This is a genomic window from Inquilinus sp. NPDC058860, from assembly GCF_042743185.1.
In the GTDB taxonomy this organism is placed as follows: Bacteria; Pseudomonadota; Alphaproteobacteria; order DSM-16000; family Inquilinaceae; genus Inquilinus.
The window spans coordinates 79,369-95,341 of sequence record NZ_JBHYMS010000026.1 but is presented as its reverse complement, the minus strand read 5'-3'; the positions used below and the strand labels follow the sequence as shown (position 1 = coordinate 95,341).

Sequence of the window (15,973 nt, the reverse complement as noted above, 5' to 3'; positions counted from 1 at the left end):
CGCAGACCCCTCCCCCTAGCCCCCTCCCGCTAGGGGAGGGGGGACTAGAAAGGAAACCGGATTCCGATGATTCAGCCCGCGGCGGGAAGGGCGGCATGGGCGACGATCTCCTTCAACTCGGGCACGCAGGAGCCGCAATTGGTCCCGGCGCCCAGCAGCGCGCCGAGCTCCTTGACCCCGATGCCTTGACCCTCCCGCATGGTCCGCAGGATCCGCTCGATCCCGACGCCGAGGCAGGCGCAGACGATCCGGCCCTCGGCGGGGGCACCGGCCGGGGCGCGGCCGGACAGCAGGGCGCGGCGGTCGGAATCGTCCAGCTGCGGCGTCTCGGCGGCGAAGCGGGCCAGCAGCCATTCCGGGTCGGGCAGCCGGCCGGGCGGGGCGACGAACAGGCATTCGGCCAGGCCGCCGGCCTCCAGCGTGGCCAGGCGGAACAGGCCGCGCTTCGGATCGGCGAACTCGATCACCTGCCGGTCCTTCCCCGGCGCCAGCAGCGACCGGCCGAGGATGATGCCGTCGGCCGGCGGCTCGGGCCCGCCCAGGGCGTAGATCTGGCAGCCGGCGGCGGCGCGGCGGGTCCAGTAGACCAGGCCGGTCGGCCGCATCCGCCGGCGCGAGACCAGGAAGCCCTCCCAGCCCAGCGGGATCCGGTCGAGCGCGATCGGCGTGTGCTTCAGCTCCGGCTGGCCGGAGAACGGGTCGACGGCGGGATTGGCGAGCTTGCCCGCGACGCAATCGGCGGTGAAGCGGTCGTTCCAGTGCATGGCCAGGAAGGCCTGGCCGGACGCCTGGTCGGGCGTGATCCGGACCCGGGCCAGGGCGCGGCCCCAGCCGCTCCTCAGCCGCGCCAGGTCGCCCTCGGCCAGGCCGTGGCGGCGGGCGTCGTCGGGATGCAGCTCGACGGCGGGCTCCGGGCTGTTGGCGGCCAGGCGCGGCACCGCGCCGGTGCGGGTCATGGTGTGCCACTGGTCGCGCAGCCGGCCGGTGTTCAGCAGCATCGGCCGGTCGCGGTCCGGGCGATGGGCCGGAGGGCGGTGCCGCACCGGGACGAAGCGGGCGCGGCCGTCCGGCGTCGGGAAGCGGCCGTCGGCGAACAGCCGCGCCGTGCCCAGCCGCCGGCCCCCGGTCGAAGGGATGGCGGGCACCGGCCACTGCACCGGCTCCAGCGCGTCATAGGCCTCCTGGTCCAGTCCCGCCAGGGCACCGATGTCGAAGGCGCGCTCGCCGCTATTCTCGAAGGCGGACAAGGCGGCGTGCTCGCGGAAGATCGCGGCGGGGTCCTCATAGGGGAACGCGTCGGCGAAGCCCATGCGACGGGCGACCTGGGTGACGATCCACCAATCCGGCCGGGCCTGGCCGGGCAGGGGGCGGAAGCCGCGCTGGCGCGAGATCCGGCGCTCGGAATTGGTGACGGTGCCGTCCTTCTCGCCCCAGCCGGCGGCGGGCAGCAGCACGTCGGCCAGGCGGACGGTGTCGGTCTCGGCGGTGACGTCGGAGACGACGACCAGGTCGCAGCGGGCGAGGCCGCGCCGCAGGCGCTCGGCGTCCGGCACGCTGACCGCCGGGTTGGTCGCCATGATCCACAGCGCCTTGATCCGGCCGGCGGCGACGGCGTCGAACAGCTCCACCGCCTTCAGCCCCGGCCGCTCCGCCAGCCGCGGCGCCTGCCAGAAGCGGCGCACCCGGTCGCGCGAAGCCGCATCCTCGAAGGCCATGTGGGCCGCGAGCTGGTTGGCCAGGCCGCCGACCTCGCGCCCGCCCATGGCGTTGGGTTGGCCGGTGACCGAGAACGGCCCGGCGCCCGGCCGGCCGATCCGCCCGGTGGCGAGGTGGCAGTTGATGATGGCGTTGACCTTGTCGGTGCCCTGGGTCGACTGGTTCACGCCCTGGGAATAGATGGTCAGCGTCGCCGGAGTGTTGGCGAACCAGGCATAGAAGCGGCGCACCGCCTCTTCCGGCAGACGGCAGCCGGCGGCCACGGCGGCGATGTCCGGGGCATCGTCGGCCGCGGCGAGCGCCGCATCCTCGAAGCCGCTTGCATGGGCGGCGATCCAGCCGCGGTCCAGCGCGCCGGTCCGCACCAGATGGGCCAGCAGGCCATTGAACAGCAGCACATCGGTGCCGGGGGCGATGGCGAGGTGCAGGTCCGCCTCGTCGCAGGTCGCGGTGCGGCGCGGGTCGATCACCACGATCCTGGTGCCGCGCTTCTCCCTCGCCGCCAGCAGCCTGCGGTGCAGGATCGGGTGGCACCAGGCGGCGTTGGAGCCGACATAGATGGCGAGGTCCGCCTGCTCCCAATCCTCGTAGCAGCCGGGCACCACGTCGCCGCCGAAGGCGCGGCGGTGGCCGGCGACCGACGACGCCATGCACAGCCGGGAATTGGTGTCGATGTTGCCGGAGCCGATGAAGCCTTTCATCAGCTTGTTGGCGACGTAATAGTCCTCGGTCAGCAGCTGGCCGGAGACATAGAAGGCGACCGAATCCGGGCCGTGCTTCTCGATCGCCTCGGCGAATCCGCTCGCGACGCGGTCCAGCGCCTCGTCCCAGCTCGCGGCCCGGCCGCCGATCATCGGGTCGAGCAGGCGCCCGTCCAGCCCCAGCGTCTCGCCCAGCGCGCCGCCCTTGGAGCAGAGCCGGCCGAAATTCGCCGGATGGATCGGGTCGCCGGTCACCCGCCCCTCCGGCGCGGCAGCGACGCCGCAGCCGACGCCGCAATAGGGGCAGGTGGTGCGGATCTCAGCCATTGGCGACCAGCTGCGGCGACGGCAGGCCAAGGCGGATGCGGCCGGCCTGCAGCTCGACCGCGATGCGGTGGACGCAGCCCTCGTCCGGCCCTTCGACCGCTCCGGTCTCCAGGCTGATCACCCAGGCGTGCAGCGGGCAGGTGACGCTGGTGCCGTGTACGATGCCCTGCGACAGCGGCCCACCCTTGTGCGGGCAGCGGTCGTAGAGCGCGAAGACCCGGTCGTCGGCGGTGCGGAACAGGGCGATGTCGCCGTCCGGGCTCTTCACCACCCGGGCGCCCATCGGCGGGATGTCCTCGATCCCGCCGACATCGATCCACAGCGGCATGGTCATCGTCGTCACTCCACCACGGCCATCGGCCGGAACTCGTGCGCCTCGGCGCCGGCGGCGCGTTCGGCCCAGGGATCGTCCTGCGCGAATTGCTGGGAATGCAGGAAGCGGGCGTGCAGCCGCTTGCGCGACTCCGCATCCTCGACCACCCGGCGCTTGACGTGGTCAAGGCCGACCCGCTCGATCCAGGGCGCGGTGCGCTCGAGATAGTGCGATTCCTCGCGGTGCAGCTGCAGGAAGGCGCCGCAATATTCCAGCACCTCGGCCTCGGTCTCGACCTTGCACAGGAAGTCGGTGCCGCGCAGCTTGATGCCGCCATTGCCGCCGACATGCAGCTCCCAGCCGCTGTCGACCGCGATCACGCCGAAATCCTTGATCGTCGCCTCGGCGCAGTTCCGCGGGCAGCCGGATACCGCCATCTTCACCTTGTGCGGCGTCCAGGTGCCCCAGGTCATCTTCTCCAGGGCGACGCCCATGGCGGTCGAATCCTGGGTGCCGAAGCGGCACCATTCCGACCCGACGCAGGTCTTCACCGTGCGCAGCGCCTTGCCGTAGGCGTGGCCGGAGACCATGCCGGCGGCGTTCAGGTCGCGCCAGACATCCGGCAGCTGCTCCTTCTTCACGCCCAGGAGGTCGATGCGCTGGCCGCCGGTCACCTTCACGCTCGGGATCTGGTAGCGGTCGACCACGTCGGCGATCGCCCGCAGCTCCTTGGCGCTGGTGACGCCGCCCCACATCCGCGGCACCACGGAATAGGTGCCGTCCTTCTGGATATTGGCGTGCGCCCGCTCGTTGATGAAACGGGACTGCTGGTCGTCGCGGTACTCGCCCGGCCAGGCGCAGATCAGGTAGTAGTTCAGCGCCGGCCGGCACTTGGCGCAGCCATGCGGCGTGCGCCAACCCAGCTCCTGCATCACCGCGGGGATGGAGCGCAGCTCGCGCGCCAGGATCAGCCGCCGCACCTCGTCATGGCCGAAATCGGTGCAGCCGCAGACCGCCTTGATCTTCGGACCGCCCTCGTAGCCGTCGCCCAGCGTCACGGCCAGCAGGCTCTCGACCAGCCCGGTGCAGGACCCGCAGGAGGACGAGGCCTTGGTGTGGGCCCGCACAGCATCGAGGCTGGTCAGCCCCTTCTCGCCGATCGCCTGGACGATGGTGCCCTTGCAGACGCCGTTGCAGCCGCAGATCTCCGCCTCCGGCGGCAGGGCGGCAACGGCCTGCTTAGGGTCCGGCGCCGCACCCCCGGCGGCCGCCAGCGCCTGGCCGAAGATCAGCCCGTCGCGCATCGGCGTGACGTCCTGGCCCTCGCGCAGCATCTGGAAGAACCAGGCGCCGTCGGCAGTGTCGCCGTACAGGACGGCGCCGGCGATGCGGTTGCCCTTCAGGACGATGCGCTTGTAGACGCCGCGGGCGGCGTCGCGGAACACGATGTCCTCGCAATCCTCGCCGCCCTGGAAGTCGCCGGCCGAGAACACGTCGATGCCGGTGACCTTGAGCTTGGTCGAGGTGACCGAGCCGCGGTACTCGCTCTCCGCCGTGCCGGCCAGCTGGTCGGCGCAGATCCTGGCCATCTCGTACAGCGGCGCCACCAGGCCGTAGGTCCGGCCCTGGTGCTGCACGCATTCGCCGACCGCCAGGATGCAGGGGTCGGAGGTGGTCATCCGGTCGTCGACCACGACGCCGCGCTCGACCAGGAGGCCGGCCTCGCGGGCCAGGGTGGTGGCCGGGCGGATGCCGACCGCCATCACCACGATGTCGGCCGGGATCGCCCGCCCGTCCTTCAGCCGCACCGCCTCGACCTTGCCGTCGCCTTCGATCGCGGCGGTGTCGGCCTCGGTCAGCACGGTCAGGCCGCGCCGCTCCAGCTCGCGTTGCAGCAGGTGGGCGGCGGCGGGGTCGAGCTGCCGCTCCATCAGCACCGGCATCAGGTGCAGGACGGTGACCTCCATGCCGTTGGCGCGCAGGCCGTTGGCGGCCTCGAGGCCGAGCAGGCCGCCGCCGATCACCACGGCGCGGGTGCGGCCCTCGCGCGCCGCCGCCAGCATCGCCTCGACATCCGCGATGTCGCGGAAGGTGACGACGCCGGGCAGGTCGCGGCCCGGCACCGGGATCACGATCGGGTCGGACCCGGTGGCCAGCAGCAGCCGGTCGTAGCGGCAGCGGCTGCCGTCGGCGCCGATCACCTCGCGCGCCTCGCGGTCGATCGCCGCCACCCGCACCCCGGCGCGCAGGTCGATGCCGTTGGCGTCGTACCAGGCGCGGTCGTTGATGACGATGTCGTCGAACCGCTTCTCGCCCGCCAGCACCGGCGACAGCATGATGCGGTTGTAGTTCACCTGCGGCTCGGCGCCGAACACGGTGACGGCGTAGCGGCCGGGCGCGCGGGCCAGCAGCTCCTCCACCGCCCGCATCCCGGCCATGCCGTTGCCGATGACGACAAGGCTCTCCTTCGGGCCCCAGCTTCCTTCGGGCATGTTTCCCCTCCCCCTTCAGGCGGCCGCGGTGGTGAAGCGCTGGCGCTCGTACAGGAAGCGCAGCACCTGCACCCGGCACGCGGCGTAAGTCGGATCGTCGGCCAGCGCCAGGCGGCGGCGCGGCCGCTCCAGCGGGATCTCCAGCACCTCGCCGATGGTGGCGCTGGGGCCGTTGGTCATCATCACGATGCGGTCTGACAGCAGCACCGCCTCGTCGACGTCGTGGGTGATCATCAGGACCGTGTTGCCGAGCGCGGCATGGATCTCCATCACCGAGTCCTGCAGATGCGCCCGGGTCAGGGCGTCGAGCGCCCCGAAGGGCTCGTCCATCAGCAGGATCTTGGGCTGCATCGCCAGCGCCCGGGCGATGCCGACGCGCTGCTTCATGCCGCCGGAAATCTCGCCCGGCCGCTTGTCCTTGGCATGCGCCATGTGGACCAGGGCCAGGTTGTGCATCACCCAGTCGTGCCGCTCGGCGGCGCTCTTGGCTCGCCCGAACACCTTGTCGACGGCGATCCGGACATTGCCGTAGACGGTCAGCCAGGGCAGCAGCGAGTGGTTCTGGAACACGATGGCGCGGTCCGGGCCCGGGCTGTCGACCACCTGGCCGTCCAGCAGCACCTCGCCGGTGGTGGATCGGACCAGGCCGCCGACGATGTTCAAGAGGGTCGACTTGCCGCAGCCGGAATGGCCGATGATCGACACGAACTCGCCGCGGGAGATGCCGAGGTTCACATCCACCAGCACCTCGCTGACCGCGCTGCCGCGGGTGAAGCGCATGCCGACCTGCTCGATCGAGAGATAGCCGTCCATGGTGCGTCTCCTCAGGCCGCGGTGCCGCGGGCGACGAGCGCGCCGGCGAAGCCGATGAGGCGGTCGAGGACGAAGCCGACCAGCCCGACATAGACCAGCGCCACGATGATGTCGCTGATGCGCGAGCTGTTCCACGCGTCCCAGATGAAGAAGCCGATGCCGACGCCGCCGATCAGCATCTCGGCGGCGATGATCGCCAGCCAGGACAGGCCGATGCCGATGCGCAGGCCGGTGAAGATGTAGGGCACCGTGGCCGGCAGGGTGATCTTGGTGAACACCTCCCAGGGCGACAGGCGCAGCACCGCGGCGACGTTGCGGTAGTCCTGCGGGATGTTGCGCACCCCGACCGCGGTGTTGATCACGATCGGCCAGATCGAGGTGATGAAGATCACGAAGATCGCCGAGGGCTCCGCCTGCTGGAACCCGGCCAGCGAGATCGGCAGCCAGGCCAGCGGCGGGATGGTGCGCAGCACCTGGAAGATCGGGTCCAGCCCGCGCATGGCCCAGACGCTCTGGCCGATCAGCACGCCGAGCGCGACCCCGACCACGGAGGCCAGGGCGAAGCCGATCGCCACCCGCGACAGGCTGGTGGCGATCTGCCAGAAGGCGCCCTTGTCGACCCCGCCATTGTCGTAGAACGGGTCGATGATGAAGTCCCAGGTGTCGTCCAGCACCTTGAGCGGCGAGGGCAGGTTGGACGTCGGGCTGGAGCACAGCAGCTGCCAGGCCAGCAGCAGCAGCGCCAGCACGATCAGCGGCGGGATCACCCGGGCCGCGGCCTCGACGGCGAGGCGGGCGAGGACGGGGGCGAGCGGCGGCCGCGCCACCGGCAGGGACAGGATCCGGCCCGCCGGCTTCCGCGCGGCGGCCGGGGCGGGGGCTTCGGAGACGATCTGGGCTGACTGAGGCACGAGGCTGGCTCCGGCTGGCTACTGGGCTGTCGGCGTCAGGCGACGGTCTTGATGGCGAGGCTGGCGAGGTAGGCGTCAGGGGCGTCGGGGTCGAAGACCTTGCCGTCGAAGAAGGTCTCCTTGCCGCGCGAGGTGCCGGCCGGCACTTCGGCCGCCGGCACGCCGATCGCCTGTGCGGCCTGGCGCCACAGATCCTCGCGGTTGACCTTGGCGATCAGCGCCTTGAGGTCGACGTCGGGGGCGATGTAGCCCCAGCGCCGGTCCTCGGTCAGGAACCACAGCTCGTGGCTCTGGAACGGGTAGGAGGCGAAGTCCTGCCAGAACTTCATCAAGAGCGGGCTGTTCTCGACCTTGCGGCCGTCGCCGTAGTCGATGGTGCCGAGCGAGCGCGGCAGGATGTCGGCCGGGGGCACGTTGAACCATGCCCTCCGGCCGATGATCTGGGCCATTTCCTCCTTGTTCTCCGGCTTCTCGGCCCAGCGCTGGGCCTCCAGCACCGCCTGCAGCAGTGCCGCCGTCGCCTTCGGGTGGGCGTCGATCCAGTCGGCCCGCAGCGCCAGGCTCTTCTCCGGATGGTCCTTCCAGATCTCGCCGGTGGTGCAGGCGGAATAGCCGATGCCCTGGTGCACCAGCTGGTCGCCCCAGGGCTCGCCGACGCAGAAGGCCTGCATGTTGCCGACCTTCATGTTGGCGACCATCTGCGGCGGCGGCACCACGATGGTGCTGACCTCCTTGTTCGGGTCGATGCCGCCGGCGGCCAGCCAGTAGCGCATCCACAGGTCGTGGGTGCCGCCGGGGAAGGTGACGGCGCACTTCACCTCCTGCCCCTTCGCCTTCATGTCGGCGAAGGCGGCCTTCAGCGGCTTGGCGTCGACCGTGGCGCCGGCCGGCATCAGGTCCTTGGCGACGGAGATCGCCTGGCCGTTGGTGTTCAGCCGGCACAGGATCTGCATCGGCAGCGGCTTGTTCTCGGCGGTGATGGTGCCGAGCGTCATCAGATAGGGCATCGGCGTCAGGATATGGGCGCCGTCGATGCCGCCGCCGGCCGAGCCCAGCACCAGGTTGTCGCGGGTGGTGCCCCAGGAGGCCTGCTTGGCGACCGTGACCTCGGTCAGCCCGACCTGGTCGAACAGCCCCTTCTCCTTGGCGACGATCAGCGGGGCGGAATCGGTCAGGGCGATGAAGCCCAGCGTCGCCTTGGTCGTCTCCGGCCCGCTTCCCTGCGCGAAGGCGCCGGCGGGAAAGGCGGTGCGGAGCGCGGCGATGGTCGCCGCGGCGCCGGTCAGCTTCGCCGTGCCCTGCAGCAGGCTGCGGCGGTTCAGGGTGGTGGTGCGGTCGCGTCCGGTCATGAAAGCCCCCTTCGGTTCGGTCAGCCGCGTTGTGTCGCGACGGTTGCGGTGCCGCCGGCGGCGAGGCCGGCGAGATCGGTGTCGAGCGCGGCGGGATCGAAGATCCGGCCGTCGCAGAAGCGGTCGGCGCCCAGCGCCACGTCGCCGGCCGGGTCGGCCAGCACCCAGGGGCCGTCGTGCCGGCCCTCGGTCTTGCTGTCGGCCGCCGGCGCCGGGTAGCCGAGGTCCCAGGCGGCCTCGCGATACAGGTCCGGCCGGTAGACGGCGGCGGCAGCGGCGGCGATGTCGACGGTGTCCGGCAGGTCGCCCCAGTGCCGCAACTGCGCCAGGAACCAGGCGGCGTGGGACCGCCATGGCAGCCCGGCGGCGCGGCGGTGATAGACCGGGCCGCGCGCCGGCAGCCCGTCGACCAGCAGCTCGCCCGGCCGGCCGACCAGGCTGGCGGCGATCGACGCGGCCGGGGCGTTCAGCACCTCCGGGGCTGCCAGCATCGCCACCGCCTCGGGCCGGTGCTGCGGCCGGTCCAGCCATGCCGCGGCGCGGATCAGGGCGCGCAGCAGGGCGCCATGGGCGTCCGGCCGGGCCTCGGCCCAGGCGCGGGTCACGGCGAAGACCTTCTCCGGCGCGTTGTTCCAGATCCGCCAGCCGGTGGTGGCCATCACGCCGACCCCCTGGTCGACCGCGACATCGCCCCAGGGGGCGCCGACGCAGAAGCCGTCGACCCGGCCGGCCGACAGATGCGCCACCATCTGCGGCGGCGGCACCACCACGATGCGCACGTCGCGCTGCGGGTCGACCCCGCCGGCGGCCAGCCAGTAGCGCAGTTGGTCGTGATGGCTCGACACCGGGAAGACGATGGCGAAGACCAGGGGCGGGGCGCCGGCCCGGCGCCGGGCGGCGGCGACCGCCGCGACCGCCGTGGCCGATCCGGCGGCCGCACCCTCCGGATCCGCCGCCGCCATCTCCGCCGCCAGGGCGCGCGAGACGGTGACGGCGTTGCCGTTCAGGTTCAGCGACAGGCCGACCAGCATCGGCGTCTTCGGGCCGCTCAGCCCCAGCGAGATCGCCAGGGGCAGCGGCGCCAGCATATGGGCGCCGTCCAGCAGGCCGCAGACCAGCTTGTCGCGCAGGCTGGCCCAGCTGCTCTCGCGCGACAGCCGGACCGACAGCCCCTCCTCGCGGAAGAAGCCCTTCCGCTCCGCCACGACCAGGGGGGCGCAGTCGGCCAGCGGCACGAAGCCGAGGGTCAGGTCTGTGCGGTGGTCCGTCATCAGCCGCTCCAAAACGAAAAGGCGCCCGAGAGCCTGCGGAAGATCCGCAACCCTCGGACGCCTTTGCCCGGTTCGGACGGCCCATCGTCGGACCGCCCAGAATATCGCCAGACGGACGCCATTGCCCGTCGTCGCCAAAGAGATAAGCAAGCCGCGTGCCAGTTTTCTCGCGGCGTCGCCCCGAAACCGGGATCGAGCGCCGCGGCGCGATTCAGGGATCGAAGACAGCCGGCACGGTCGCGCTGCACTGCGGCATGATTCTGCTCCGCTATTGTGCAATGCACAAAAAAGCGGCGGAAACGGGCGTGCCTAATCTTTGGTCAGCAACTCGCTGATGCTGATCACCTGCTCGGCGATCTCGGCCAGCGGCTTGCCGCGGTCCATCGCCAGCTTGCGCAGCGCCTTGTAGGCCTCGTCCTCGGTCATGCCGCGCTGCTGCATCAGGATGCCCTTGGCGCGCTCGATCCGCTTGCGCTCGGCCAGGGTGGCGCGGGTCTTCTCCAGCTCGTCGCGCATCGCCTGGAAGGCCTGGAACCGGGCGATCGCGGCCTCCAACACCGGCTTCACCCGGTGCGGGCTGAGGCCGTCGACGACATAGGCGCTGACCCCGGCGCGGATCGCCTCGCCGATCGCGTCGTCGTCGCTCTGGTCGACGAACATCACGATCGGCTTCGGCCGCTCGCGGCTGACGCTGCGCATGTGCTCCAGCGCGTCGCGGTTGGGCGCGTCGAGATCGACGATGATCACGTCCGGCTCGATCTCCCGCACCCGGGCCAGCAGGTTCTCGGTGCCGCTGGCGGTGGTGACCACGCCATGGCCGGCCGCGCTCAGCGCCGCCTCGACCAGGCGGCAGCGCTCGGCGTTCTCGTCGACCAGGAGGATGCGCAGGACCATTCGGGGACAACAGCGGGCAGCGGGACTGCTCCCGCCCCAGCAAGTTCCGGACCACAGCCGGAAACGGCCGTTGCGCAGGGAATGGGCAGCCGAGGCATCTGCCGCTCTCTTGGGCAGGTGCGGGTGGCGGAGTTCCGCCACTGGCCCGGAACTTGCCTAGAGACCGGGGATGCGGACGCAAACAAGCGAGTTCAGGGAGCGCACGATGGCATTGTCGCAGAAACATTGGATGGCCGGCGCCGCGCTGGCGGTGGCCATGGGGCTGGGCTTCACCAGCGCCGCCCGGGCCGAGGACACCATCAAGGTCGGCATTCTCCATTCCCTGTCCGGCACCATGGCGATCAGCGAGACCACGCTGAAGGACGTCATGCTGATGCTGATCGACGAGCAGAACAAGAAGGGCGGGCTGCTCGGCAAGAAGCTGGAGCCGGTGGTGGTCGACCCGGCCTCCGACTGGCCGCTCTTTGCCGAGAAGGCGCGGCAGCTGATCTCGGTCGACAAGGTCGCGGCGACCTTCGGCTGCTGGACCTCGGTGTCGCGCAAGTCAGTGCTGCCGGTGTTCGAGGAGCTCGACGGCATCCTGTTCTACCCGGTGCAGTACGAGGGCGAGGAGAGCTCGCGCAACATCTTCTACACCGGCGCCGCGCCGAACCAGCAGGCGATCCCGGCGGTCGACTACCTGATGAACGAGGAAGGAGTGCAGCGCTGGGTGCTGGAAGGCACCGACTACGTCTATCCGCGCACCACCAACAAGATCCTCGAGGCCTATCTCAAGGCCAAGGGCGTCGCGCCCGAGGACATCAGCGTCAACTACACGCCGTTCGGCTTCTCCGACTGGCAGACCGAGGTCGGCAAGATCAAGGCCTTCGGCTCGGCCGGCAAGAAAACCGCCGTGGTCTCGACCGTCAACGGCGACGCCAACGTGCCGTTCTACAAGGAGCTGGCGAACCAGGGCATCAAGGCGACCGACATCCCGGTCGTGGCCTTCTCGGTCGGCGAGGAGGAGTTGGCCGGGCTCGACACCGGCCCGCTGGTCGGCCACCTCGCCGCCTGGAACTACTTCCAGAGCATCGACACGCCGGAGAACAAGGACTTCATCGCCAAGTGGCACGCCTTCATCAAGAACGACAAGCGCACCACCAATGACCCGATGGAGGCGCATTACATCGGCTTCGCCATGTGGGTGAAGGCGGTCGAGAAGGCGGGCACCACCGATCCGGACAAGGTCATCGACGCGATGGTCGGCGTCACGGTGCCGAACCTGACCGGCGGCTACGCCACCATGATGCCGAACCACCACATCACCAAGCCGGTGCTGATCGGCGAGATCCAGGCCGACGGCCAGATCCAGACGGTGTCGGAGACCCCCGAGGTCGTGGGCGACGAGTGGTCCGACTATCTCGAGGGCTCGAAGGACCTGATCTCGGATTGGCGCAAGCCGCTGGCCTGCGGGAACTTCAACGTCGCGACCGGCAAGTGCGGCGGGTCCGGCTCCTGACCACGGGATGGAGGGGAAGCCGGGAGGTGCCGGGGGGCGCCTCCCGGCATTCGATCGCGGGCTGGTGATGATCGGGTTCCGAATGGCTGTTGAGCGCAGGGCGGACACCACAAACAAGCTCGTAGATTGGGTTCGCGGTACGCGAACCCAACACGGCGCTCGGCGTGTGCTGCGGGATGTTGGGTTCGCATTCGCGAACCCAACCTACGCGCTATCCGTCCTCGCCCTCCTGCTCCTCACCCTCTTCCCGCTCTCCGCCCGCGCGGAGATCCCGGCGGAGGTGCTCTCGCGCTTCGCGTCGACCAACTACGACGACATCGCTGCCGGGGTGGACGGGGTCGCCGCTTCCGGCGATGCGCAGGCGCCGGCGGTGCTGGAAGCGCTGGCGGCCGGCCGGCTGATCGCGGCGCCGGGAGCTGTCGCGATCAAGACCGAGGCCGGCGGCTTCGTCGATGCCGCCACCGGGGCCGCGCTGGCCGAGGCGCCGGCAGGGGGCAAGCCGGTCCGGGTCAACAACCGGGTGCGGCGGGCGATCGACGCGGCGATGGGGTCGCTGACCCTGCTGGCGCCCGACCCGGCCAGGCGGCTGGACGCCGCCGCCGCGGTGTTCAAGTCGCGCGACGACAAGGCGCTGCCCGCGCTGGAGGCGGCTCTGGCGCGCGAGACCGACCCGGCGGTGAAGCAGGCCTTCCTCGAGGCGCGCGCCGCCATCATCCTGGCCAAGGGCGGCAGCGACGACGCGCTGCTGCCGGCAATCGAAACCGTGTCTGCCCGCGGCGACCAGGAGGCGCGGGCGCTCTTGTCCGGCATCCCGACCCCGTCTCCGGCGGTTGCCGCCGCGGCCACGGCCGCGATCGGCCATATCGATACAAGGCTGGCGATCTGGAACGGCGTGCAGAGCCTGTATTACGGGCTCAGCCTCGGCTCGGTGCTGCTGATCGCCGCCATCGGCCTCGCCATCACCTTCGGCGTGATGGGCGTGATCAACATGGCGCATGGCGAGATCGTCATGCTCGGCGCCTACACCACCTTCCTGGTGCAGGAGGCGTTCCGCAGCTGGGCGCCGAACCTGTTCGACTATTCCCTCGCGGTCGCCCTGCCGCTGGCCTTCCTGGTCGCGGCCCTGGCCGGCGTGGCGATCGAGCGCGGCATCATCCGCTTCCTCTACGGCAGGCCGCTGGAGACGCTCTTGGCCACCTTCGGCCTGTCGCTGATCCTGCAGCAGGCGGTGCGCACCGTCTTCGGCCCGTCGAACCGCGAGGTCGGCAACCCGGCCTGGATGTCCGGCGCCTTCGACCTCGGCGGCCTGACCCTGACCTGGAACCGGCTCTGGATCATCGTCTTCGCGCTTCTGGTCTTCGCCGCGCTGATGCTGGTGCTGCGCTACACCGCGCTCGGCCTGCAGATGCGGGCGGTGACGCAGAACCGGCGCATGGCGGCGGCGATGGGCATCCGCACCGGCCGGGTCGACATGCTGACCTTCGGCATCGGCTCCGGCGTCGCCGGCATCGCCGGGGTGGCGCTCAGCCAGATCGACAATGTCAGCCCCAATCTCGGCCAGGGCTACATCATCGACAGCTTCATGGTCGTGGTGTTCGGCGGGGTCGGCAACCTGTGGGGCACGCTGGTCGGGGCGCTGACGCTCGGCGTCGCCAACAAGCTCTTGGAGCCCTGGGCCGGCGCGGTGCTGGGCAAGATCGCGATCCTGGTCGGGATCATCCTGTTCATCCAGAGGAAGCCGCGCGGGCTGTTCCCGCTCAAGGGACGGGCGGTGGAATCATGATCACGGCCCGTCTCCTCCGCGCCTCCGGCGGGCCGGCCTTCGCCATCGGCCTGGTCGCCGTGGCGGTGCTGGTGCTGCTGGCCAATCTGGCGCTGCCGCCGGACTCGCCATTCTACGTGCCCGGCTACGCCGTCAGCCTGATGGGCAAGTATCTGTGCTACGCGCTGCTGGCGCTGGCGATCGACCTGGTCTGGGGCTATGTCGGCATCCTCAGCCTCGGCCACGGCGCCTTCTTCGCCCTCGGCGGCTACGCCATGGGCATGTATCTGATGCGCCAGATCGGCCCGCGCGGCGTCTACGGCAACCCGGTGCTGCCGGACTTCATGGTGTTCCTGAACTGGCCGCAGCTGCCCTGGTACTGGCACGGCTTCGACCAGTTCTGGTTCGCGGCGCTGATGGTGCTGCTGGTGCCGGGCGCGCTGGCCTTCGTGTTCGGCTGGTTCGCCTTCCGCAGCCGCGTCTCCGGCGTCTATCTCTCGATCATCACCCAGGCGATGACCTATGCCCTGCTGCTGGCCTTTTTCCGCAACGACATGGGCTTCGGCGGCAACAACGGGCTGACCGACTTCAAGGACCTGCTCGGCTTTTCGCTGCAGGCGGACGCCACCCGCGCCGGGCTGTTCCTGGCCACCGCCATCGCCCTCGCCGCCGCCTTCCTGATGTGCCGGGCGATCACCCGGTCGCGCTTCGGCAAGGTGATGATCGCCATCCGCGACGCCGAAAGCCGTACCCGCTTCCTCGGCTACCGGGTCGAATCCTACAAGCTGGTGGTGTTCACCCTGTCGGCGATGATGGCGGGCGTGGCCGGCGCGCTCTACGTGCCGCAGGTCGGCATCATCAACCCGGGCGAATTCGCCCCGGCCAACTCGATCGAGGCGGTGATCTGGGTCGCGGTCGGCGGCCGCGGCACGCTGGTCGGCCCGATCATCGGCGCGGTCACGGTCAATCTCGGCAAGACCGTCTTCACCAACCTGCTGCCGGAGTTCTGGCTGTTCGCGCTGGGCGGGCTGTTCATCCTGGTGACGCTGGTGCTGCCCAAGGGCATCGTCGGCGCGGTCCAGGCGGCGGCGTGGCGGTACCGGCGCGAGCGGCCCAGCCGTCGCGCGGCCGAGGTGGCGCCAGAGGCGTTGGCGGAGACGCCGCGATGACCGCGCCCGAAGCCGCCACCCAGGCGCTGCTCTATCTCGACGGCGTCACCGTCACCTTCAGCGGCTTCCGGGCGCTCAATGCCCTGTCGCTGGTGATCGAGCCGGGCGAGATGCGGGCCATCATCGGCCCGAACGGGGCCGGCAAGACCACGATGATGGATGTCATCACCGGCAAGACCCGGCCGGACCAGGGCGAGGCGCTGTTCCGCGGCACCCACGACCTGACCCGGCTGGACGAGACGGCGATCGCGGGCCTCGGCATCGGACGCAAGTTCCAGAAGCCGACGGTGTTCGACAGTCACACGGTCGGGGACAACCTCCTCCTCGCCCTGGCCGGCCCGCGGTCGCCGACCAACCTGCTGTTCGGCCGCCCCCGCGCCGACATGGCGGAGCGGATCGACGAAATCCTGGCGACGACCAAGCTGACGGCGCATCGCGACCGGCCGGCCGGGGCGCTGTCGCACGGCCAGAAGCAGTGGCTGGAGATCGGCATGCTGCTGGCGCAGGAGCCGGCGCTCCTGCTGGTGGACGAGCCGGTGGCCGGCATGACCGACGCCGAGACCGAGGAGACGGCGATCCTGCTGCGCGAGATCAACAGGACCCGGTCGGTGGTGGTGGTGGAGCACGACATGCATTTCGTCCGCGCCCTCGACGTCAAGGTGACGGTGCTGCACGAGGGCTCGGTGCTGGCCGAAGGGCCGCTCGACGCCGTCAGCGCCGACCCGCGCGTCATCGACGTCTATCTGGGGCGCTGAGC

The 15,973-nt window shown here is 70.7% G+C and carries 12 protein-coding genes; 4 read left to right on the top strand and 8 right to left on the bottom strand.

All coding sequences use genetic code 11. From position 1 onward, the window contains the following. Nucleotides 1-71 precede the first annotated feature (71 nt). From ACFW16_RS19140 to ACFW16_RS19105, 8 genes are all read right to left on the bottom strand, one after another. Nucleotides 72-2,744, bottom strand: coding sequence for a molybdopterin-dependent oxidoreductase (locus ACFW16_RS19140; protein WP_380307863.1), 2,673 nt, complete (start codon nt 2,742-2,744; stop codon nt 72-74). Further along, nucleotides 2,737-3,078 carry a nitrite reductase small subunit NirD gene (nirD, locus tag ACFW16_RS19135; RefSeq protein WP_380307861.1) on the bottom strand — a complete coding sequence of 114 codons (342 nt, stop codon included), beginning with the start codon at nt 3,076-3,078 and terminating at the stop codon, nt 2,737-2,739. Before nirD ends, ACFW16_RS19140 begins: the two co-directional genes overlap by 8 nt. Nucleotides 3,079-3,083: 5 nt before the next feature. Further along, nucleotides 3,084-5,549, bottom strand: coding sequence for a nitrite reductase large subunit NirB (gene nirB / locus ACFW16_RS19130; protein WP_380307859.1), 2,466 nt, complete (start codon nt 5,547-5,549; stop codon nt 3,084-3,086). A 15-nt stretch (nt 5,550-5,564) separates the two neighbouring features. Beyond that, a complete protein-coding gene (locus ACFW16_RS19125; RefSeq protein ID WP_380307857.1) occupies nt 5,565-6,362 on the bottom strand; it encodes an ABC transporter ATP-binding protein in 798 nt (265 codons plus the stop codon). Between the two features lie 11 nt (nt 6,363-6,373). After that, on the bottom strand, nt 6,374-7,273 hold the full coding sequence (gene ntrB / locus ACFW16_RS19120) for a nitrate ABC transporter permease (protein ID WP_380307855.1): 900 nt from the start codon (nt 7,271-7,273) through the stop codon (nt 6,374-6,376). A gap of 35 nt (nt 7,274-7,308) precedes the next feature. Further along, entirely contained in the window at nt 7,309-8,622 is a 1,314-nt protein-coding gene (locus ACFW16_RS19115) for a CmpA/NrtA family ABC transporter substrate-binding protein (RefSeq protein WP_380307853.1), read from the bottom strand. A 20-nt stretch (nt 8,623-8,642) separates the two neighbouring features. After that, a complete protein-coding gene (locus tag ACFW16_RS19110; RefSeq protein ID WP_380307851.1) occupies nt 8,643-9,893 on the bottom strand; it encodes a CmpA/NrtA family ABC transporter substrate-binding protein in 1,251 nt (416 codons plus the stop codon). Nucleotides 9,894-10,202: 309 nt separating this feature from the next. Then, nucleotides 10,203-10,787, bottom strand: coding sequence for an ANTAR domain-containing response regulator (locus ACFW16_RS19105; RefSeq protein WP_380307849.1), 585 nt, complete (start codon nt 10,785-10,787; stop codon nt 10,203-10,205). Between the two features lie 256 nt (nt 10,788-11,043). Here ACFW16_RS19105 and urtA point away from each other — a divergent pair, with 256 nt between their 5' ends. The 4 genes from urtA (at nt 11,044) to urtD (ending at nt 15,971) form a co-directional block, all read left to right on the top strand. Continuing rightward, nucleotides 11,044-12,285 carry an urea ABC transporter substrate-binding protein gene (gene urtA, locus ACFW16_RS19100; protein ID WP_380307867.1) on the top strand — a complete coding sequence of 414 codons (1,242 nt, stop codon included), beginning with the start codon at nt 11,044-11,046 and terminating at the stop codon, nt 12,283-12,285. A 280-nt stretch (nt 12,286-12,565) separates the two neighbouring features. Next, nucleotides 12,566-14,068, top strand: coding sequence for an urea ABC transporter permease subunit UrtB (gene urtB / locus ACFW16_RS19095; protein ID WP_380307847.1), 1,503 nt, complete (start codon nt 12,566-12,568; stop codon nt 14,066-14,068). Further along, nucleotides 14,065-15,216 carry an urea ABC transporter permease subunit UrtC gene (gene urtC / locus ACFW16_RS19090; RefSeq protein WP_380307845.1) on the top strand — a complete coding sequence of 384 codons (1,152 nt, stop codon included), beginning with the start codon at nt 14,065-14,067 and terminating at the stop codon, nt 15,214-15,216. Before urtB ends, urtC begins: the two co-directional genes overlap by 4 nt. Continuing rightward, nucleotides 15,213-15,971 (top strand): urea ABC transporter ATP-binding protein UrtD, encoded by a 759-nt coding sequence (gene urtD / locus ACFW16_RS19085; RefSeq protein ID WP_380307843.1) that lies wholly within the window; start codon nt 15,213-15,215, stop codon nt 15,969-15,971. Before urtC ends, urtD begins: the two co-directional genes overlap by 4 nt. Nucleotides 15,972-15,973: the final 2 nt, after the last annotated feature.